Genomic DNA, 21,124 nt, shown 5'->3' on the forward strand with positions numbered 1-21,124 from the left:
GTTACGGTGCCCTCACCACGTTGAGCGCCGAACCACCTGGCGCCTGCGCCTGCACCCGTCGGTCATACATCGACTCACCATAAGCCGGCGGCACGATGAAGCGGCCTGCGTTGGTTGCCTTGATCCGGTAGACGAACTCGCGCACGTCGGCCAAGGCGGTGCCGTAGATGACCACGCGGTCCTCCCGCACGTCTGCGTACTGCGGCTGCCAGCTCGACCCGGGCAGCCCGATTGGTGATCGCCACGGAGCCTGCGCGGCATTGGCTGCCGCATCCTGATCGCTCTGCGGCTCGCCCTCCGCCGGTTCTGTTGCAGGTGGCGGCGTGATCACCGGGTCGAACCCGCCGGGCAGCAAATCAACGATGGCCACATTGCCAAGGCTCTTGGTATCCGTGGCACGGATCTTCAGGTGCACATCCACTTCCTGGCCGAGCGTGATCTTGTCCAGCGGCTTGCCATTCGCGTCGGTGTACTCGCGGACGATCTCAAGGCCGCTCTTGATCGCCTGGGTCGGCGCCGTACGGTCATAGCCGCTCTGGCTGGTGATCTGCCATGCGGGCAGGTTGCTGCCATTGACAAAGCGCAGTTGCGACGCGGCGGCACTCCACGTTCCTGAGCGCATCGCGCCGCCTTGAACAGACGAAATGTCCTTGGCACTGCCATCTGCACGGACTTCCTCAATCGCCAGCTTGTCGAGGCCGCTGGCGTTTTGCGAAGCATAGGCTTCAAGTGCCAGGATCGTCATGGCCGACGACAGGGTGTTGAAGCGATTGTGCTGGACCGGTCCGACAAGGTTGTCCAACACGCGCGGCGACAACGCCCGCACCCGCTCGGGGAAGTGCTTGGACAACAGGTACAGCACGCTGGCATCGCGTGTCAGCGGATCCAAGTAATAGCCATAGGCATACGGCTCGTCGCGCGATGGCTTGCGCTCCAAGACTTCCTGCGGCCCGGCGATCAGTCGGCTCGCCTCCTTATCCTGCTTGAGCAATTGATACGACGCGGCCAGCCAGCCAGCAGCGAGATCGCTTTTCCATTCGTTCGGGAAGGCGTCCTGCAAGCGCTTCTGCACAGCTGCCAGGCTGTTGGTCGTGACATTCCCTTGGCGCGTGAGCAGATAGACGGCATAGGCACGCTGACGCAGTTGGTCCAGCGTGCCAAGACGCTCATCGGCTGCAAGCTGCTGGAGGTATTGCGTGCCGGCATCGAGCATCTCCTTCTGCACGGCGATGCCATGCTCGCGGGCGTCAAGCAGCACGTGCATCGTGTACGCAGACACAAATGGATCGGCATCCGGCGTTGCAGACCACACACCAAAGCCGCCCTGCGCGTTCTGTCGCGCACGCAGCACATCCAGAAACTGCGCCGTTGCCACCGCACTCGCACCGTTCGCATCAACCGGCTGAGGCGCGAGTGCATTGCGCAGCGACGGCGTGGAAATCCACTTGGAGGCGAACAACCGTGGCACCGCAGCGCTCACGACCTGTTCACTGCAGTAGTGCTGGTAGTTCACAAGATAGGACGCCAACCCTTGTGACAGCACCAGCGGCCCCGTGGACATGCTTGCCTCGCGCGCCGCATAGGCGTCGTACATCTTGCGCAAGTTCGGCAGGTTCGCCTTCTTGTCAGCATCGATACGCGCCACGTCAAGCTGCGTGCGGAAGGCTGCCGCAGGCCGGATCGATACGTCCACACTCTGCTGCGCCGACTTGCTGCCAGCGCGTGCACTAAAGGTCAGGCTGCCCGAGCCGAGGGTATCCGTGGCCTTCACGCGGAACAGCGCCACCCCTTCGTGCATGGATGCTAGCGTCAGGTTCTGCGTAGCCGGCCCGACCACTTGCAACTGCGGGCCAACTTTTAGCGTCACCGCGATCGGCATCGGCTTGTCGCCCGCGCCTGCCACGTTGTTCGCCACGCCAACGCTCACCTCGGCCTCATCGCCTGGCGCCAGTGTGGTGGGCACATTCGGCGACAACACGAAGTCGCCCCGCACAGTGGTCGCCGTCTCATAGGTACCGACCAGATCGGGCGACACCGACACCGCCATCACGCGCAGCTTGCCGTTGAAGTAGTCCGGTACGGAATAACTGAGGCGCTTGTCACCATTCACGTCAACGATGCCCGACCAGTACACCACCGGTTTGTCGCGCTTGCGCTTGAACGGATTGAGTTGTTGACCGATCGCGTCATCGGCATCACCACCCGGTGCAGCCATCGACATCAGCTTTTCGAAGTCGGGCAGGATCAGATCCAGAATCTGTGACGTGCCAACCTCCAGCATGCGTTTGCGGAAAAAGTACTTCAGCGGATCGCCCAGCTTGTAATGCGCGACCTGCAGGATGCCTTCGTCTACGGCAAACACCACCACCTTGCCTGGCCGTGAGGAATGCACATTGAACGTGACCGTCTCGCCCGGCTTGACCAACGCCGGCGCATCCACCTTCAGCCCATTGCGACGGGCATCCATGTTCACGGAGAACGGCACCACGCCATAGCTCAAGGGGCTCATGAAGATCTCGTCAGATGACGGATCCCGGATGTACTGCACGTTGATATAGCCGTTGCCCTCAAAGCCGGCCGGCACCGTGATGTGTTGCACTGAGCTGGTCGTATCGGCATGGAACCACGCTTGTGCATAGACCTTGTCGCGTTCGATCGTGATCAAGCCACTGCCCGCATACGGCGCGCGGATCGCCACCTCCACGGATTCGCCTGGCTTGTAGTCGTGCTTGCTCAGGCTGATCTGCAATTCGGTGTTGCGGTCGAGCGAGCGCGATACATTCGCCTCGCCGGTCACGAGGTATTGAATGCGGTTCACCTCCACGCGATCCGCATTGCGGATGACCAGCGCGTAGTTCCCAGGCTTGTCGGTGCGGAGCGAATAGTCCAGACCAGCGGAGGGAATCGTCAGCGGCTTCTCGTCGACGGGCACCTCCTTGAGCCGCGAATCGTACTTGTAGGCGCCGGAATCCTGCTTGGTCAGCACCGATACATAACGCAGCTCGACCAGTTGGGCGCGCAGGTCCTTCAAGTCGATTGCCTTCGCACGCGGGTCGATGGCGACGAGCTTCACCGTACGCGGGCTGCCGCGCTTGACATAGCCCAGGTCATCGACCGACTTGAAGCCGACGAGCCAGTCGTTATTCGAGACGATCCCCTGCGCGTTGGCCGCCACGTTGCGGCCGCCCTCGGCTTCGAATGTCTTGGACTGGAAGTACAGCTGATATGTGGCGTCGGCGTACTTCTTCAGGTCGAGGTCGAACTCCGCATGCCCCTTGTCATCTGTCTTGCCATCTTGCAATTGGGTCGTATAGCCCTCTCGCGCACGTCGCGCATCGAAGAATTGGTAGCCCGGCCAGCTGCGGAACGCAGGCCATGCGGGCCGCAGCGTCAGCGTTGCTGTCACACGGCGGTTGGCAGCCGGCGTGCCAAACAGGTTCTGCGCATCGACAACGCCCTTGAGTTGATCTGGTTTGACCCAGCCTTCGGCCACCTGTTGTGACAGCTTGGCCTCCACCTTCATGCGGTCGGGCAGAAACTCCTTGATCTGTACCGTGGTACTGCCAATGGGCGCATCCACAGCCTGACCGTTCTTGACGATATAGAGGTTGACGGCCCAGGTGCCCGTTGGCGCGGTCTCGGCGGGCGTGTAGTCGAGCTCGGTAAAGCCGGAGGCATCCACCGTGACCGGCTGACGCTTCACCGTCATGCCACGCGGGTCGACGATCTCCGCTTGCAGCGGAATGCCTGCCGGGCTACGGGCCCAACTGGCAGCGCGCACGATGAGGCCGACGTGGAACTGGTCACCTGGTCGATAGATACCCCGGTCGGAAAACAGATACGCCGACAGTTGCCCCTGGTTGGTCGCATTACGCTCTCCGCCCACGTCGAAGCGAGAGAAGTCCAGTTGTCGATCGTTGCTGCTGATCGGAAGGAACGACAAGTCGTCGCCCTTCTTGACCACGTACAGCTTTGGACGCTTCTCCCGCTCCAAACCCTTGAAAGTCGGGAAATGCACGACGCCATCAGCGCCCGTGGTTTGCGTGTACAGCGTCTGCCCGTTGACGGCCATCACCGACACCGATGCGGCCGCCACCGGCCGGCCAGTGCGGATCGATTGCACGAACACATCCTGGCTGCCGTCCAGCGCACGCTTGACCAGCATGCCTAGGTCTGTGACGACAATCAGACGGGTGTCGGTTGGTACTTGGCCATCACCGCCATCGCCGGCTTCAGTCTCTCCATTGCCGTCCGTACTCGCATCAGGCTGTGTATCGCTGCCAGCCTCATCCGCATCCTTGGTCTTCTTGTCGGCTGCGGGGTCATAGCCTGACAAGTGCAGTAGGAAGACGCCACGCTTGCCATTCTTCAAATACTGGCCAAGATCGATGCCCTCGTAGTGGGCCTTGCCCGGGTCGGTTTGCGGGAAGGCAAGCTTCTGCTCGAAACGCTCGACGATGTGGTCTTCACCAAAGCTGTAGCTCAGCTGAGGTCGTGCATAGGTGCCTTGGTTGAAACTCACCAGATGCTGAAGCTGGTCCGGCTTGACGCGACCGATCTCAAGCTTCATCCCGGGCAGGTTGCGAGACACCACCGAGATACGTTTGCTGCCGCTCATGGAAAGTAACGAACCATCCGCCATGAAGCGCAACAGCTTCGGGTATTCGGGCACCGTAAATACCTGCTGCACAGCCTTGCCCAGCTCGTATCCGCCGAATGACTTCAGGCCGGCATTCACGCGCACGTAAATGCGTTGCCCAGGTTGCGCGCGATATTTGAAGCTCTGCAGCGGCGCATAGTCTTCTTCCGTGGGTGTCAGTTCGAGACTGAGCGCCTGCGATTGTCGCAGCACGTCTTCGCTCACTTCCTCGGTGTTCCAGCCATATGGCGGCTCTTCGTCCCCCTGGCTGACGCCGGGTTTGCGCTTGGGCAACACCCAGGCCTTGACCAAGCCAGCCAGATCGCCGCCGCGCACCGCACCGTTCATCTCCGCCAGCAACACCTGTTCAGGCTCATAGCGGTCGTTGTCGACCAATGTTGGCGCAAGCTGGTTGACCGCCAAGCTGTACAGCCCCGGTACGCGGACAGACGTCTGCTGCGGTGCCTTGGTGCCATCGCCACTACGGATGCTGCGAACGCCTTCATCCAGCGTCAATCGAGCCGACACATCGTCGCGTGGAATATCGAGTTGCTGGGAATGCACCCACGCATTGAGCTTTGCCGCGTCGTACGTCACGCTGAAGCGCAGCGGTGTGGCCGTTTTTCCATCGCGCCCGACCAAAGCCAGCGCAACACGCTTCTCGAACTGGGCCGCATCCACTGGATAGTTGAACCGAATCGGGAAAATCGTCTTCTTGCCCGCGGCGTTTTGCGGGTCTTGATAGAACTCGCTGGTGCCGAATTGCACGTTAAACGTGGGCACATCGAAACTAAGATGGTCGTCCGCCAGCAGCACGTGCGGCGCAAAGGCCTGCGCAACGTTAAAGCTCACCTCAATATGTGCACCAATTGACCAATCAGCCGCCGGCATAAAGCGCAGCGTCCGGTCATTCAGCCATGTCCAATCGCCCTTCAAGGCGGGCTGCATTGAAATGCCGTTGCCGGCCGGCTTACCCACCACTTCGATGGGCGCGGCGGAGCGTGAGAACTCGATGTCGAGCGGATGGACGACGACCTTGGGCTTGCCTTCCTCATCCGCATAACTTGTCACGGCTGGCGCCTTGACCTTGAATGTGATGCGCTCTGGCTCGACCGGTTTGGGCCGGTGCTGATACCAGTGCCAGCCATAGGCACCGGCCACCGCCAGGGCAATCGCCGCCACCAAGCCACCGCCAAAATGCCACGGACGACGGCGGGCTGCCGCGACCATCGTCGGCATCCAAGTGGGCGCAGACCAGGCAACACTGCCGAATATCGGCCGCAATACACGCGCAATCAGCGACAGCAAAAAGCCAATGACCCGAACGGGCAATCGCAGCAAAAAGCGCAGCAAGTCCATTGTTATTGTTCCTTAATAAGAACGTGCTGCCCGAGCGGCCACGCTCCCCAATATGCCGAGCGCCCTGCTTAGCTTTGCTGGGCGCTTTTTCTTTGAATCCGTTGCAGGCGCGATTATCAGCGAGAAGCGGGCGAAAATATCCGTATGTGCGACTGCGGCAACACTGTTTGAAAAAAACACCTGCATATGCGGCATGAAAATTGGAGCAGCCAACATTGCCGTTGCTCTTTGATGTTGAATGCGCCGAAAGGACTGAGCGTCTTGGTCAGATGCCACACATCAGCGACCGCGTCTGGACGAGCTCACCCTTTCTCGGGAAAATCAAAGCCCTGCCAACGCAACCGCTGGCAGAACCGGATACCGGACACTTCAAGGGCACTATGACCGACAGCACCCCGCAAGCAGTTCAAGCCCGCGCCTCCATTCGCGGCCTCGCTGGCTCGCTCATCCGAGAAGTCGCCAACAGCGGCATGGGGCGCACCGATGTCCTGCCCTTCTGGTTTGGCGAATCCGACCAGACGACCCCCAGCTTTATCCGCGATGTGGCGGCGCGCTCGCTGAGCGAGGGCGAAACGTTCTACTCCCAGAATCTGGGCCGCCCCTACCTTCGGGAAAGCATCGCCACCTACCTTTCGGAGCTGCACGGCCGCCCCATCGGCGTGGACCGCATTGCGGCGATCAGCTCGGGCGTCACGGGGCTGATGATTGCATCGGAACTGCTACTGTCCGTGCAGGATCGCGTGGTCGCCATCACGCCGTTGTGGCCCAACGTGTGCGAGATCCCCAAGATCCTGAGCGCGCAGGTCGAGCGCGTTCCGCTCGCTGTTCGAGATGGCCGTTGGACGCTCGATCTGGATCGGCTCCTCCACGCATTGACGCCCGACACCAAGGCGTTGATCGTCAATTCGCCCAACAACCCGACCGGCTGGACCATCGACGAGCCAAGCATCACGGCCATCCTGGCGCATTGCCGCAAGCACGGCATCTGGATCCTCTGCGACGACGTGTATGAGCGGCTGGTCTACGACACCCGCCTCCGTTCAGCCCCTTCGTTCCTGAAGCGCTATGAAGACGGCGACCGCATCATCTCGGTGAACAGCTTTTCCAAGGCGTGGTCCATGACGGGCTGGCGCGCCGGCTGGATGGTTGTGCCAGAAACGCTCTCGGCAGACCTGGCCAAGGTGATCGAGTACAACTTCTCGTGCATGTTCGAGCCCGTGCAGCGCGCCGCATCGGTGGCACTCCAGCATGGCGAGCCCGAAGTCGCGCGGCTCCGGGGCATGCTGGCGCATACACGGTCGCTGCTTACAAACGCGCTGGCCGGGCTACCGGGCATTGAGGTGCCGGATGCCGGTGGCGCGATGTATGTCTTCTTCCGCCTTGCCGGCCATCACGACTCGCTGGCCCTGGCCAAGCAGCTGGTGAACGACGTGGGCCTTGGCCTCGCGCCTGGTTCGGCGTTTGGCGACGAGGGCAACGGCTGGCTGCGCTGGTGCCATGCCGTCAGCTCGGATGCCAAGCTGCTTGACGGCGTCGACCGGCTCGCCCGCTTTCTCGCTCGCTAGCAGGCCTGGCACGGCCCGGGGCCAGGGCCAGGGCCCAGGTTCACAGGCCCACCCTCATCGCGTATGATCCGGCGACGAATGATGGTGCCCTTTCAGGGTGAAACGGGAACGCGGTGCAACGCCGCGGCTGCCCCCGCAACTGTATGTGACGAGTCCACATCACGCAGGCCACTGGATGCTTCCGGGAAGGCGATGTGAGGCGATGATGCACAAGCCAGGAGACCGGCCATCACCTCTTGTCAACGTGGGATGAACCTGGGCGGGGTGTACCGGGGGATACGCAAAATGGCCTGGCCGTTCTGCTCTTGTGGTCCGATCTCGCGGCGATGACCTTGCAAAGAGGCCGTTCATGGCATCGCCGCTCCTGCGCCGTTTCGCTTCACCCTCTCGTACGCCAGCCAGTCTGCTGGCGATTCTGATTGCCTTCAATCTGCTTGCCTGGGCATGGGCGCTGACCGCCTTTGCCGGACAACCCGCGCTGCTCGGCACCGCGCTGCTGGCCTACATGTTCGGACTGCGGCATGCCGTCGATGCCGACCACATCGCCGCCATCGATAACGTCGTCCGCAAGCTGGTACAGCAAGGCCAGCGCCCCTTTGCGGTCGGGTTCTTCTTCTCCACCGGCCACTCGACGCTGATCGTGCTGGCGGTGCTCGTAGTCGTGACGGCAAGTTCCGCCATGGGCGCCCGCCTGGGCGAATTCAAAGAAGCCGGCGGCGGCATCTCGACGGCCATCTCCGCGCTCTTCCTGCTAATCATTGCGCTCACCAACCTCGTCATTCTCCGCTCGGTGTGGAAGCAATTTGTTCGCTTCAGAAGGGGCGAACCGATCCGCAATGAAGACATCGACATGCTGACGTCCGGCAACGGTTTCCTGGCGCGGCTGTTCCGCCCGATGTTCAAGCTGGTCACCAAGAGCTGGCATATGTTTCCGCTGGGGTTCCTGTTCGGCCTCGGGTTCGACACCGCGACCGAGATCGGCCTGTTCTCGATCTCGGCGGCGCAGACGCCCAAGGGTGTGCCGTTCCTGTCGGTCATGGTGTTCCCCGTGTTGTTCACCGCTGGCATGGCACTGATCGATACGCTGGACAGCATCCTGATGGTGGGCGCGTACGGCTGGGCGTTCGTCAACCCGATACGCAAGCTCTGGTACAACATCACGATCACGCTGACGTCGGTGCTGATGGCCTTCGTGATCGGCTCCATCGAGGCGCTCGGCCTGCTGGCCAACCGCCTGGGCCTGAGCGAGGGCCCGTGGGCATGGGTTGCCATGCTGAACGAGCGGCTGGCGGAGTTCGGCTATCTCGCCATCGGTCTCTTCATCCTCAGTTGGGCGCTCTCCGCAGGCATTTACAAATGGAAGGGCTACGATCGGCTGCCATCGCCGGCGCTGATGAAGGGCGACGCACCATGAGAACGCACGATCGGCATGTCTTGATGTGTACCGGCCCGCGTTGCACGGACAACACCGCCGACAACGAAAGCAGCGCGGAAGCCATGTTCAAGGTGCTGGGCCAAGCCATCGATGCGTGCGAGGGCCTGCGCGTCAAGCGCACCCGCACCCATTGCTTCGCCGTCTGCAAGCAGGGGCCCATCCTGGCGGTGTATCCGGATGGCATCTGGTATCGCAATGTCGACGCGGTCGCCATCCAGCGCATTGTCAGCGAGCATCTTGTGGGCGACTGCCCGGTCGAGCCGCTGATCTTTCATCGCCTGGGTGTTGGCGACGTTGAATCGGAGCCGGCTGTATGACGGCGCGTACCTCCCCCCGCATCGTCTTGCTCAGCCACGCCGGCACCGACCTGACCGCGCTGGCGCGTGCGCGCACCTCGTTGCCCGGCGACTTTGTGGACGTCGATGCGGTGAACCTGCAGTCCATCGACAGCGCCGAGCGCATGGACGCCCTGCTCGCCACCACCCTGCTGGAAGCTCGCGTCATTGTGGTGCGATTGCTGGGCCGTGCGAATGATGTGCCGGGCTTCGACACGCTGCGCAAGGCCGCATCGACGCGCCGCCAAGCCCTGATTGTTGTCAGCGGCACGGGCGAGCCCGACCCCGAGCTGGCGGCGCTATGCAGCGTTCCGCCGGCCTTGCAGCATGAGGGGATGGCCTACCTGCAGGCGGGCGGCGTCGGCAACATGGCACAGCTGCTGCGCTGCCTGTCTGACCGCTTGTTGATGACCGGCTTCGGCTACCTGCCGCCGGCTGCGTTGCCCGAGCACGGCATCTATCACCCCGAGCTGCCCCTCCAAGCTACGCTGGCGGACTGGACAGCGATCCGCAACCCACAGTGGCCAACGGTCGGCATTACCTTCTACCGGGCCCACTGGCTCAGCGGCAACACGCGCTTTATCGACATGCTGGTCGACATGCTGGCCGAACGTCAGCTCAACGCGCTGCCCGTCTACACCGCATCGCTGCGCGAGCTGAACACATCGGGCTTGCCCGCCGCGCTGGGGCTGTTCACGACCGAGGCGGACTGTCGAATCGACGCGCTGATCAACACCACATCGTTCGCCATGGGTGACGTGAGCGCGGACGGCCCAACGCTCCCTGGCTGGTCGGTCACGGCGCTTGGGCACATTGATGTACCGGTCATTCAGGCCATCACCAGCAGCATGACGCAGGCCCAGTGGGAAGCGTCCGAGCGCGGCCTCAATCCGCTCGATACGGCGATGAACATTGCGTTGCCCGAGTTCGACGGACGCATCATCGGCGTACCGGTCTCGTTCAAAGACACGCAGAGCGACGCACGCGGCGAGACCCACTACGTACCCTTGGCCGACCGCATGCGCCGGCTGGCCGGCATTGCAGCGCGCCAGGTGGCCCTGCGCCGCACGCCGCCGGAAAACAAGCGCGTCGCCTTCATCTTCACCAACAGCAGCAGCAAGGCCTCGCAGATCGGCAATGCGGTGGGGCTGGATGCGCCGGCCTCGCTGTTTGCGCTGCTGCATGCCATGCGCGCGCACGGCTATCGGATCGACGGCCTGCCCGAATCCAGCGATGCGCTCATCCACAACCTCATCGACCGCGGCGCCTATGACGAGGCCTACCTGAGTGCGGATCAGCTTCGGCATGCGGTTGCGACGGTGCCGGCGGCGCGCTACGCAGCGTGGTTCGACCAGTTGCCGCCGACGCTGCAGCAGCGGATGCGCGAGCGCTGGGGCGAGCCCCCGGGCAGCGCGTACGTCCACGAGGGCAAGCTCGTGTTTGCGGGCATGGAATACGGCAACGCCTTCGTCGCACTGCAACCGCCGCGCGGCTACGGCATGGATCCGGATGCGATCTATCACACGCCAGACCTGCCGCCCACGCATCACTACTACGCCCTGTATTGCTGGCTGCGCGATGAGTGGCGGGCAGACGCCATCGTCCACGTTGGCAAGCACGGCACGCTGGAATGGCTGCCCGGCAAGGGCGTCGGCATGTCGCAAGACTGCTTTCCGGATGCGCTGCTGGGCGATATGCCCATGCTCTATCCGTTCATCCTGAACGACCCAGGCGAGGGATCACAGGCCAAGCGCCGCGCGCATTCGGTGATCATCGATCACCTCACCCCGCCGATGACGACCGCAGACATGTACGGTCCGCTGGCGCAACTCACGCAACTGGTGGATGAGTACTACCAGGTTGAAATGCTCGACCCGGCCAAGCTGCCGCTGTTGCAGCAGCAGATCTGGAACCTCATCAAGGAAGCCCGGCTCGATACCGATCTGGCGGCGATGCGTAATCACGCACATGAGCACGCAGATGAGCACGACCATCCCGCACAGGCCGGCAAATATCGCCCGCTGCCGACCAAGGCAGCGATCGCGCCTGTCGGGAAAAAGACTGGCGCAGCGAAGTATGGTCTGGCCCCCGCCGGCAAGAAGCAGCACGCCCATGGCAGCCACGGTCACCACCATCATCATCATGACCACGACGGCCATCATCACAGCCATGATCATGATCACGATGACGATCACCACCACGGCCACAGCCACGACTGGGACGCCACGCTGAACCAAGACGGCGTGCCACAAACGCTGGCCAAGATGGAAGGTGTGGACGTCGCCCACCTGATTGAAGACATCGACGGCTACTTGTGTGAACTGGGCGCGGCGCAGATCCGTGATGGCCTGCACGTGCTGGGCAAGGTCCCCGCCGGCGAGGCGCTGGTGGACATGGTTTGCGCGCTGGTGCGCCTGCCAAATCTGTCGGTGCCGGGGCTGCCGGCCAGCGTGGCTGCCGCGCTCGATACCGACTGGACAGCATTGCAGGACGACAAGGGCCACCGGCTGGATGGCGTCTCCCCTGCCCTTGCGCAGATCGCTGGGCGAGCACTCGTCACCCGCGCTGATGCATTCGATGCCATCTCCGGTATTGGGCGGCAGTTGGTGGGCCGGCTGGCCGCGAGCGGCTTCGACGCCAATACGATCCACGCAGCGCTGGCCGACGTGCTCCCTGGCGTGGCAAGCACCGACGCGATCCAACAGACCCTCGCCTACGTCTGCGACGAGCTGGCACCCAATCTCGCGCGCACCTCGGAAGAGATCGACAACCTGCTCAAGGGCCTCGCCGGAGGCTACGTGCCTGCAGGCCCCAGCGGCGCGCCCACACGCGGTATGGCGCACGTGCTGCCCACCGGCCGCAACTTCTATTCCGTCGACCCACGCAGCTTGCCGTCCCAAGCTGCATGGCAAATCGGCACCGAGTTGGCCAATGAGGTGCTGGCCCGCCATCGCAACGAGACAGGCAGGCTGCCCGAGTCGGTCAGCATCAGCGTATGGGGTACAAGCGCCATGCGCACCCACGGCGATGACATCGCGCAGATCCTGGCGCTACTCGGTGTGCGGCCCCGCTGGCAGGCGGAAAGCCGCCGCGTCGTCGGTGTCGAGCCGATTCCGCTGTCCGACCTGGGCCGGCCGCGCATTGACGTGACGGTGCGCATCAGCGGTTTCTTCCGCGATGCGTTCCCGCATCTGATCCACCTCGTGGACGAAGCGGTGCACATGGTCGCCCGGCTGGACGAGCCGCCAGAGCAGAACTTCCTGCGCAAGCACTACTTGGCCGACCTCCAACACGAACTGTTCCGCCAATTGAAGGGCGAGGCCATCGAGCAGCGCGCGCTCTATCGCATTTTCGGCTCGAAGCCGGGCACCTACGGTGCAGGCATCCTGCCCTTGATCCAGGAACAGAACTGGCAGGACGACGCCGACTTTGCCACGGCCTACATCAACTGGGGCGGCTACGCCTATGGCCGCGCTGACGACGGTACCGACGCGCGTGCCAATTTCCGGCATCGTCTGTCTGGCGTCGAGGTGGCCCTGCACAACCAGGACAACCGCGAGCACGACATCTTCGACAGCGACGACTATCTGCAGTACCACGGCGGCATGATCGCCACCATCCGTAGCCTGACGGGCCGCCAGCCGCACCACTATTTCGGTGATAGCCACCAACCTGACAACCCCGCCGTGCGCGGGCTGAAAGAAGAAGTGCTACGTGTTTTCCGCTCACGGGTGGCCAACCCCAAGTGGATCGCCGGCATTACGAAACACGGCTACAAAGGCGGCCTGGAGCTGGCGGCCACGGTCGACTACCTGTTCGGCTACGACGCCACCGCGCATGTGGTGGACGACTGGGTCTACGAGCAGGTGGCCGAAACCTACGCCTTCGCACCCGAGATGCAGCAGTTCTTCGCGCAGAGCAATCCGTGGGCGCTCAACGCCATTACCGACCGGCTTCTGGAGGCTGCGCAGCGTCAGTTGTGGGCCGAACCGAAACCGGAAACCCTCGCTTCGCTGCGGGCGCTGCATCTGCGCAGTGAAGCCCTGCTGGAAGCGCGCGGCGAGGGCCACGCAAACGCCCACGCCAACGCCCGCCAACCATGAGACACCACTACCCGTTCACCGCCATCGTCGGGCAAGCGCAGCTCAAGCGCGCACTCTTGCTGTGCGCCATCGACCCGACGCTGGGCGGCGTGCTGATCCGGGGCGACAAGGGCACCGCCAAAAGCACCGCCGCGCGCGGCTTGGCCGATGTCCTGCCGCCGATTACCCGTGTGGCGGGTTGCACGTTCAATTGCGAGCCGGATGCACCACTGGCGGAATGCAGTGCCTGCCAGGACAATGCACGCGACGTCGCCAGCGCGCCGGTGCCCTTCGTCAACCTGCCGCTCGGCGCAACGGAAGACCGCGTCCTCGGCAGCCTCGACTTTGAGCGTGCCCTGAAAGACGGCAGGAAAGCCTTCCAGCCCGGCTTGCTGGCCGCCGCGCATCGTGGGCTGCTGTATGTGGATGAGGTCAACCTGCTTGCCGACCACCTGGTCAACATGCTGCTCGACGTGTCGGCCATGGGCCGCAACACGGTGGAACGCGAAGGTCTGGCCATCAGCCACCCCGCGCGCATCACGCTGCTCGGCACGATGAACCTGGAGGAAGGCGATCTGCGCCCGCAATTGCTGGACCGCTTTGGCCTGATGGTTGAGGTCAGCGCGCCGCGCGACCCCGCCGTACGTGCCGAGGTGGTGCGCCGCCGACTGGCGTTCGAGGCCGACCCCGCCGCGTTCATCTCCGCCTGGCAATCGGACACCGATGCCTTGCGGGCCACGATCCGCACTGCGCAACAGCAGATCGCTGCCGTTCAGTTTCCTGACTCGCTGTTCGACTTCATCAGCCAGCTGTGCTGCGAATTCGAGGTGGCCAGCCTGCGCGCGGATATCGTGATGCACAAGGCGGCGCGCGCGCTTGCCGCATTGGATGGCCGCGACGTCGTCAGCGCCGAAGATGTGCGTGACGCCGCCGCCCTAGCGCTGCCGCATCGCCGCCGACGCAAGCCGTTCGAGCAAAGCGGTCTCGATCATGACCGTCTGGATGCGCTGACACAGCAACAGCAGCGTACCCAACCACCCCCTTCTGCTGATGACGTTGGTGCCGGACACGACAACGAAACCGCCGCGCCGGAGCCTGCGGAAGACAACGCCGATGGCGCAGCCGAGCAACTATTCACGGCAATAGCAGCCGCTGAAGTCGGCAGCATCAACGTGGTGGCATTGCACGCACACGAGGCCAGCGGCCGTCGCAGCAGCATCACGGGTGTCACCCGCGGCCAGGCCATCCGCGCCGTGCCAAGCGAGGCGCCCGGCCAGCTTGCGGTAGATGCCACGCTGCGCCACGCACTGATGCGCAACCCGAGCGACTTTTCGGTGACCCGCGCAGACCTGCACGACAAGGTGCGTGTGGGCCAGCAGTCCAACCTGATCCTGCTGGTGGTGGATGCCTCCGGCTCGATGGCCGCACGCCGGCGCATGGAAGTCGTCAAGTCTTGCGTGCTCGGCCTGTTGCAAGACGCCTACCAGCGCCGCGACCACGTCGCCGTGATCTGTTTTCGGGGCGAGCGCGCCGAGCTGGTGCTACCGCCTACCCGCCAGGTCGAACAGGCAGAGCTGGCCCTGCGCGAACTGCCGACTGGCGGACGCACGCCCCTCGCGCACGCGTTGCAGTTGGCCGCCTCCACACTGGCACAGCGCGATGGCGCGACGCCGCTGCTCGTCGTGCTAAGCGATGGGCGCGCCAATATCGCGCTCAACGAAGGCGCGGACCCGTGGCAGGAGTCATTGGATGCCGCGCAGGCACTGGCTGCACGTGGCACGCCAGCACTCGTGCTCGACACGGAACAAGATTTCGTGCGCTTGGGCCGCGCCCACGAACTCGCGCAGGCACTGCATGCGGACTATCTGCCCCTGGACCAACTGAGCGGCGAACAACTGCGCCTGACCATCCGCGAAAGGCTGCCGCGGTAGTCCGCCCCAATCAGTCACACGCCCAGAACACACAAGGAACGAACATGATTGTCTGCATCGGAGCCGGCCCCGGCGATATCGGCTACCTGCCGCAACGCTCCGCCGAGCTGATCCGCAACGCCGACGTCGTCGCCGGCTTCAATGCCGTCGTCAACGTTGTGCAGCCGCTGATTCCCCACACGGCCGAGGTCGTGCTGATGGGCTATCGCGACCAGGTCGCCCAGCTCGACAAGGTGGCGCAACTGCACCACGCCGGAAAGAACTGCGTGGTCGTGTTCATGGGCGACATCCACTTCAGCGGCTTCCAGTATCTGGAGCGTGTCGAGCGCGCGTGTGGTCATCCGGTCGACACCATTCCGGGGATCTCATCGGCGCAAATTCTGGCGTCGCGCGCCAAGGTGTGTTTTGACGAAACCACCTTCATCACCTTCCATCGTCGTGGCGATCTGACACCGTTCAAGCGCCACCTCGTGCATGTGCTCGAAGACCAGCGCAACGCCATCGTCATCCCCTGCCCGTGGGACGAGGCGCGCTCGTTTATGCCCTGGCACATTGCCGCATACCTCTTGGAGAACGGCATCCCCGCGCAGCAGCCGGTGGAGGTGTGGGAGCACCTCACAAAAAGCGAGGCGCAATGGCGCGGCACGTTGGCTGAATGCGCGCATCAGCGTTTCTCCGATATGAGCATCATGCTGATCCGCACCCTGCAGCCCATGGCGAGCCAGATCGAGCCCCCGCCGGAGATGGTGTCGTGAGCACGGCCGCTGACTACGCCATCGTCCTGGCCGGACACGGCAGCCGAGACCCGGATGGCGTGGGTGAATTCGAAGCGCTGGTTGCACTGCTACGCGAGCGCGCTGGCGGCCGAACCGTCACGCATGGCTTTCTGGAATTCGCCACACCGACCATCGACGAAGCCGTCAACGCTGTCATTGCCGACGGCGCACAGCGCGTGGTGATGGTGCCTGGCGTGCTGCTGGCCGCCACGCATGCCAAGAACGACATGCCCAGCGAGCTGCTCGCGCTGCAGCAGGCGCACCCGGGCGTCGACTTTCATTTCGGCGCGGCGATGGACTTGCACCCGAAGCTGCTGCAGCTCTGCCGAGAGCGCATCATCCAGGCGGAAGCGCTGTCGACGAATACCGTCGCGCGCGCCGACACTTGCCTGGTGGTCGTCGGGCGCGGCACCTCGGACCCCGATGCGAATTCGGAGATCTCCAAGGTTGCGCGCATGCTGGAGGAAGGGCTCGGCTTCGGTACGTCGTTCGTGTGCTATTCCGGCACGGCGCGGCCACTGGTGGCTGATGGCCTCAGGGCGGCAGCCCTACTTGGGCACAAGCGCATCGTCGTGCTGCCCTACTTTCTGTTTGATGGCGTGCTGGTCAAACGCATCTACGCTGCTGCCGATGATCTTGCTGCGCGCCATCCGGAGCTGGAAGTGCTCAAGGCGGGCTATCTCGGCGCGCACCCGCACATGGCCGACGTGTTCCTCGAACGCGCTGCAGAAGGCATCGAAGGCCGCGCCACGATGAACTGCGCGCTGTGCAAATACCGCGTGCAGATCGTCGGCTTTGAAGAACAGGTTGGCACGCCGCAGCAGGCGCACCACGGTCTGGTGCGCGGACTGCTCGGGCGGGAATCCGCTGCCGAGACGCCTACGCCCGCCGCAGCATGGCCACCGTACGTACCGCACCCGATCGAAGCCGAGAGCATGCGCATCATCGATGAGGGGCGCGACTGGTCCGGCGTGCCGGACGATCACCAGATCGTGCTCAAACGCCTGGTTCACACCAGTGGCGATTTCGACATCGTCGATGATCTGTATTTCTCACCCGGCGCGGTCACGACGGGCATCCGCGCCTTGTTGCGCTGCCGCCGCATCGTCGCGGACGTGACGATGGTGCAGACGGGGCTCAAGCGTGCGGTGCTGGATCAACTTGGCATGCAGACGTGGTGCGGCGTGCACGATGAGGAAACACGTCTGCTGGCCGAAGCGCATGGCATCACACGTTCTGCAGCGGGCATCCGGCGCGCATGGCAAAAATTCGGCAACGACGTCGTCGTGGCCATCGGCGACGCACCTACGGCCATCATGGAACTGGTGCGGCTGGTGCGCGAGCATGGGTGGCGTCCGCAACTCGTGGTCGGGCTGCCGGTGGGTTTTGTCGGCACGCGGGAATGCAAGGACGAATTGCGCCGACTGCTGCAGGTACCACGCATCACCAACCGTGGTACGCGCGGCGGCTCACCCTGGGCCGCATCGGCCATCAACGCGTTGATGATTGCGGCGATCGACCAGGTCTACCGCCAGAATCAGAACCCCATGCCGTGACCGACAACACGCAACGCCGCCCCTTCGATCTCGCAGCGCTGGCCCCGAATGGCCTGCGCCGTGGTCGCACGACCGGCAGTTGCGCCACCGCCGCGGTCAAGGCGGCGTTGCTCCTGCTGTTGCGCGGCGAGGTGGTGGACGAAGTCGAAGTCAGCCTGCCCGACCCGGACTACTACCTGGTGGTGCCGGTCGAGCACGTGGAGCAGCTTGCAGACGGTTCGGTACGTGCCGACGTGAAGAAATATGCCGGAGACGACCCGGACAACACCGATGGCGCGACGATCTTCGCCAAAGTTGCGGTGAACCATCAAGGTGCGGTGCGCTTTCTTGCTGCTGAAGGCGTCGGCATGGTCACGCAGCCCGGCCTGCGCGTGCCACCCGGCGAGGCGGCCATCAACCCCGTACCGCGGCAGATGATGCAGATGGCGGTAGACGAGGTGCTCAGCGGTACGGTCAACCCGGGCTTCGACCTCGCCATCGGCTGCGTCAACGGCGAGAAGATTGCCAAGCGCACCTTCAACCCGATGCTCGGCATCGTCGGCGGCATCTCGATCCTCGGCACCAGCGGCATTGTCGAACCGATGTCGCTGGCAGCATGGATGGCGTCGATCGAGGTGTATATCCGCGTTGCCCTGGGCGATCACCCCAACGCCATCGCCTTCACCCCCGGCAAGATCGGCCGCAGCTTCGCCGCTGACACGCTGGCCTTGCAGAAGAAAGAGGTGGTGCAGATCGCCAATTTTGTCGGCGCGTCGCTCGACTATGCCCAGCAGGCGCTGGAGGAATCGCAAACACGCCTGAAAACGCTCTGGGTGCTCGGGCACCCCGGCAAGCTCGCCAAGCTGCTGGACGGTGTGTGGGACACGCACTCCAGCAAGAGTCGCATGGCTATGCATTCCGTGGCGGCCGTGGCGGTCGATCTCGGCTTTGCCAGCGCACTCACCCAATCCATAGAACACGCCAATACCGTGGAAAACATCGTAGAAATCATGCGCAATGAACCCGGCGCGCAAGCGTTCTGGACCCACATCGAACAACGGCTCGCCACACTGATGCAGCCCAAGGTGCCCAGCATCGATCGCGTGGAGGTGCGTCTGTTCGCCATGGATGGCACCCCGCTGGGAGCCGGCGCATGAGCACGCTTGGCCAATTCGTTGGCGTGGGTGTCGGGCCGGGGCCAGCAGGGCTCATTCCTGTCGCTGCGCTGGCGGCCCTGCAGAGTGCAGACCGCATCTACCTGCCGCGTGCGCGTGGCAGCGAGACCTCGGTCGCGCGCCAGTGCCTGGCCGGCCTGCCGATTGCGGAGGCCAAGTTCCGCGAGATCGAATTCCAGATGGACCCGGACCGCACCGTGCTGTCCGAGCACTACGGCACGTTGGCGGACACCATCGCGGCCGAACTGCGCGAGGGGCACAACGTCGCCTACCTGACCATCGGCGATTCGATGACGTATTCGACCTACGGCTACCTGCTGGCCGCCCTGCGCGACAAGGTGCCCGGCTTGCGCCACACCACGTACCCGGGCGTCACCAGCTTTGCTGCCACTGCAGCGGCGTTGTCATGGCCGCTCGGCGAAGGCAAGGAGCGCATCCTGATCCTGCCCTGCCCCGACGACACGGCCGCGCTGCGCGCCGACATCGAAAGCCATGACATCGTGGTGTTGATGAAGATCGGCGCACGCCTGCCGGCCGTCTTGCAGTTGCTCAACGCGCTTGGCATTGCCGAGCACTGCGCATTCGCACGCCGCATCGGCCTGCCCGGCGAGGTGCTTTGCGACGATGTATCGCAATTGAACGCCGATGCCAGCGGCTACCTCGCCACCATGCTGATCCGCCGTACTGCCAGGGAGAAACGTCACACATGAAGGTCTATTTCATTGGTGCGGGCCCTGGCGCCGCCGACCTCATCACGCTGCGTGGCAGCCGCATCCTCGGTAGCGTGCCGATGGTACTGTATGCCGGCTCGTTGGTGCCGACCGAGATGCTGCAGCACTGCCGGCCAGATGCCGAGAAGTTCGATACCGCCGAGTTGTCGCTCGATGCGCAGGAAGCGCTCTATCGCCGTGCGCAACTCGAAGACAAGGACGTCGCGCGGCTGCATTCGGGTGACCCGTCCATCTACGGTGCCACCGCAGAGCAGATGCGCCGGCTGGAGAAGCTTGGCATCGAATACGAGATCGTCCCTGGCGTGTCTTCGTTTACCGCAGCGGCAGCCGCACTCGGCAGCGAGTTGACACGGCCGATGGTCTCGCAGTCCGTCATCCTGACGCGGGTGTCGGGCCGCGCATCGGCGGTGCCGGAGTTGGAATCCGTCCTCCGCTTTGCCGAGCATCAGGCGACGATGTGCATCTTCCTCTCCGGCCAGCGCCTCAAGCAGACCGTGGCGGACTTGCTGGTGCACTACCCGGCGGACACCCCAGCGGCACTGGTGCGCCGAGCAAGCTGGCCCGATCAGGCCATTCATCGCAGCACGCTGGGCACGCTGATGAGCGAGGTGCAGAACAAGGATTGGCTGCTCACCACGCTGCTGCTGGTCGGCCGTGCACTGGCGCATGAGGACGGCGTGGAATCCAGCCTCTACGCCGCCGGCTTCACGCATATCTTCCGCGATGGGACGGACCGCAAAACGCGGCGCACACGCAAGCCGCGCACGGCGGGCGAGTCGGCAGGAGAAGCGGCATGAGGCCAGTCGCCATCTGGCTGACGCGCAGCGACACCCTCCCGCTCGGCCAACGGCTGGCCGCCGGGTTGAATGCCGACCTGTATCAGCCTTGGCTGCACGCCGATGAAAGCCCACGCGAAACCTTCCGCCAGCACTTCCGCCTGCACCGGCAGTGGGTCATGGTGAGCGCGAGCGGCATCGCCGTGCGCTACCTCGACGGCCTGCCGCAAAGCAAATACGACGACCCCGCCGTGGTGGTGCTCGACGAAGCCGCGCGCTTCGCCATCCCCCTCCTAAGCGGGCATGAGGGCGGCGCGAATGCACTGGCGTACGCGGTCGCCAGGTTCACGGGCGCCATCCCGGCCGTCACCACGGCAACCGAAGCGCTCAAGCCCCTCACGCTCGGCATCGGCTGCCGGCGCGGCAAATCCGCTGAAGCCATCGAGCAGGCGGTCGTGCACGCATTGGGCGGACGCAGCCTGACCGACGTGCGAGAAGTCGCCACGATCGACCTGAAGGCCGACGAGGTCGGACTGCTGGCGTTCTGCACGCACCACCAGTTGCCGCTGCGCGTGATCGCGCAAGCCGATGTCGCCACACGCGCCTGGGTCGGCCAGCCATCCGACTGGGTGCAGCAGCAGATCGGCGTGGACGGCGTGTGCGAGCCGTGCGCACTCATCGCCAGCCCGCGAGGACAGCTGATCGTCCGCAAGACTGCGCTCGATGGCGTGACCGTTGCCGTCGTCGAAGACCATCCGCACCACATTGAACAAGACTGACCCAAC

General features: G+C 63.9%; 13 protein-coding genes and 1 riboswitch. Of the genes, 12 read left to right on the forward strand and 1 reads right to left on the reverse strand.

Going from position 1 to position 21,124, the window contains the following annotated elements; all coding sequences use genetic code 11:
- Nucleotide 1: 1 nt before the first annotated feature.
- Nucleotides 2-5,998 carry an alpha-2-macroglobulin family protein gene (locus ACS7SF_RS00960; protein ID WP_439891279.1) on the reverse strand — a complete coding sequence of 1,999 codons (5,997 nt, stop codon included), beginning with the start codon at nucleotides 5,996-5,998 and terminating at the stop codon, nucleotides 2-4.
- Between the two features lie 52 nt (nucleotides 5,999-6,050).
- On the opposite strand from ACS7SF_RS00960, the gene ACS7SF_RS00965 reads away from it, so the two are divergent.
- From ACS7SF_RS00965 to ACS7SF_RS01020, 12 genes are all read left to right on the forward strand, one after another.
- Nucleotides 6,051-6,230 (forward strand): hypothetical protein, encoded by a 180-nt coding sequence (locus ACS7SF_RS00965; protein WP_439891280.1) that lies wholly within the window; start codon nucleotides 6,051-6,053, stop codon nucleotides 6,228-6,230.
- Between the two features lie 148 nt (nucleotides 6,231-6,378).
- Nucleotides 6,379-7,563 (forward strand): pyridoxal phosphate-dependent aminotransferase, encoded by a 1,185-nt coding sequence (locus ACS7SF_RS00970; protein WP_439891281.1) that lies wholly within the window; start codon nucleotides 6,379-6,381, stop codon nucleotides 7,561-7,563.
- 65 nt (nucleotides 7,564-7,628) lie between these two features.
- A riboswitch (cobalamin riboswitch) is annotated at nucleotides 7,629-7,808 on the forward strand.
- 104 nt (nucleotides 7,809-7,912) lie between these two features.
- Nucleotides 7,913-8,977 (forward strand): HoxN/HupN/NixA family nickel/cobalt transporter, encoded by a 1,065-nt coding sequence (locus tag ACS7SF_RS00975; protein WP_439891282.1) that lies wholly within the window; start codon nucleotides 7,913-7,915, stop codon nucleotides 8,975-8,977.
- Nucleotides 8,974-9,315: a (2Fe-2S) ferredoxin domain-containing protein gene (locus ACS7SF_RS00980; protein WP_439891283.1), complete on the forward strand. Its 342-nt coding sequence runs from the start codon at nucleotides 8,974-8,976 to the stop codon at nucleotides 9,313-9,315. The genes ACS7SF_RS00975 and ACS7SF_RS00980 overlap by 4 nt, the downstream gene beginning before the upstream one ends.
- On the forward strand, nucleotides 9,312-13,436 hold the full coding sequence (locus tag ACS7SF_RS00985; protein WP_439891284.1) for a cobaltochelatase subunit CobN: 4,125 nt from the start codon (nucleotides 9,312-9,314) through the stop codon (nucleotides 13,434-13,436). Before ACS7SF_RS00980 ends, ACS7SF_RS00985 begins: the two co-directional genes overlap by 4 nt.
- A complete protein-coding gene (locus ACS7SF_RS00990) occupies nucleotides 13,433-15,346 on the forward strand; it encodes a putative cobaltochelatase (protein WP_439891285.1) in 1,914 nt (637 codons plus the stop codon). The genes ACS7SF_RS00985 and ACS7SF_RS00990 overlap by 4 nt, the downstream gene beginning before the upstream one ends.
- A 44-nt stretch (nucleotides 15,347-15,390) precedes the next feature.
- The gene (locus ACS7SF_RS00995; protein WP_439891286.1) at nucleotides 15,391-16,101 is read left to right on the forward strand and encodes a cobalt-precorrin-7 (C(5))-methyltransferase; all 711 of its coding nucleotides are present in this window, start codon (nucleotides 15,391-15,393) and stop codon (nucleotides 16,099-16,101) included.
- A complete protein-coding gene (locus ACS7SF_RS01000) occupies nucleotides 16,002-17,678 on the forward strand; it encodes a precorrin-8X methylmutase (protein ID WP_439891287.1) in 1,677 nt (558 codons plus the stop codon). Before ACS7SF_RS00995 ends, ACS7SF_RS01000 begins: the two co-directional genes overlap by 100 nt.
- Nucleotides 17,675-18,814 (forward strand): cobalt-precorrin-5B (C(1))-methyltransferase CbiD, encoded by a 1,140-nt coding sequence (cbiD, locus tag ACS7SF_RS01005; RefSeq protein ID WP_439891288.1) that lies wholly within the window; start codon nucleotides 17,675-17,677, stop codon nucleotides 18,812-18,814. The genes ACS7SF_RS01000 and cbiD overlap by 4 nt, the downstream gene beginning before the upstream one ends.
- Nucleotides 18,811-19,542: a precorrin-2 C(20)-methyltransferase gene (gene cobI, locus ACS7SF_RS01010; RefSeq protein ID WP_439891289.1), complete on the forward strand. Its 732-nt coding sequence runs from the start codon at nucleotides 18,811-18,813 to the stop codon at nucleotides 19,540-19,542. The genes cbiD and cobI overlap by 4 nt, the downstream gene beginning before the upstream one ends.
- On the forward strand, nucleotides 19,539-20,360 hold the full coding sequence (gene cobM, locus ACS7SF_RS01015) for a precorrin-4 C(11)-methyltransferase (protein ID WP_439891290.1): 822 nt from the start codon (nucleotides 19,539-19,541) through the stop codon (nucleotides 20,358-20,360). The genes cobI and cobM overlap by 4 nt, the downstream gene beginning before the upstream one ends.
- Nucleotides 20,357-21,118 (forward strand): cobalamin biosynthesis protein, encoded by a 762-nt coding sequence (locus tag ACS7SF_RS01020; protein WP_439891291.1) that lies wholly within the window; start codon nucleotides 20,357-20,359, stop codon nucleotides 21,116-21,118. The genes cobM and ACS7SF_RS01020 overlap by 4 nt, the downstream gene beginning before the upstream one ends.
- Nucleotides 21,119-21,124: the final 6 nt, after the last annotated feature.

The organism is Ralstonia sp. 25C (assembly GCF_051904805.1).
Lineage (GTDB): Bacteria > Pseudomonadota > Gammaproteobacteria > Burkholderiales > Burkholderiaceae > Ralstonia.

Coding starts and splice junctions, on each gene's coding strand:
- ACS7SF_RS00960 (WP_439891279.1), bottom strand. CDS start 5,998: ATGGACTTGCTGCGCTTTTTGCTGCGATTGCCCGTTCGGGTCATTGGC.
- ACS7SF_RS00965 (WP_439891280.1), top strand. CDS start 6,051: ATGCCGAGCGCCCTGCTTAGCTTTGCTGGGCGCTTTTTCTTTGAATCC.
- ACS7SF_RS00970 (WP_439891281.1), top strand. CDS start 6,379: ATGACCGACAGCACCCCGCAAGCAGTTCAAGCCCGCGCCTCCATTCGC.
- ACS7SF_RS00975 (WP_439891282.1), top strand. CDS start 7,913: ATGGCATCGCCGCTCCTGCGCCGTTTCGCTTCACCCTCTCGTACGCCA.
- ACS7SF_RS00980 (WP_439891283.1), top strand. CDS start 8,974: ATGAGAACGCACGATCGGCATGTCTTGATGTGTACCGGCCCGCGTTGC.
- ACS7SF_RS00985 (WP_439891284.1), top strand. CDS start 9,312: ATGACGGCGCGTACCTCCCCCCGCATCGTCTTGCTCAGCCACGCCGGC.
- ACS7SF_RS00990 (WP_439891285.1), top strand. CDS start 13,433: ATGAGACACCACTACCCGTTCACCGCCATCGTCGGGCAAGCGCAGCTC.
- ACS7SF_RS00995 (WP_439891286.1), top strand. CDS start 15,391: ATGATTGTCTGCATCGGAGCCGGCCCCGGCGATATCGGCTACCTGCCG.
- ACS7SF_RS01000 (WP_439891287.1), top strand. CDS start 16,002: ATGCGCGCATCAGCGTTTCTCCGATATGAGCATCATGCTGATCCGCAC.
- cobI (WP_439891289.1), top strand. CDS start 18,811: ATGAGCACGCTTGGCCAATTCGTTGGCGTGGGTGTCGGGCCGGGGCCA.
- cobM (WP_439891290.1), top strand. CDS start 19,539: ATGAAGGTCTATTTCATTGGTGCGGGCCCTGGCGCCGCCGACCTCATC.
- ACS7SF_RS01020 (WP_439891291.1), top strand. CDS start 20,357: ATGAGGCCAGTCGCCATCTGGCTGACGCGCAGCGACACCCTCCCGCTC.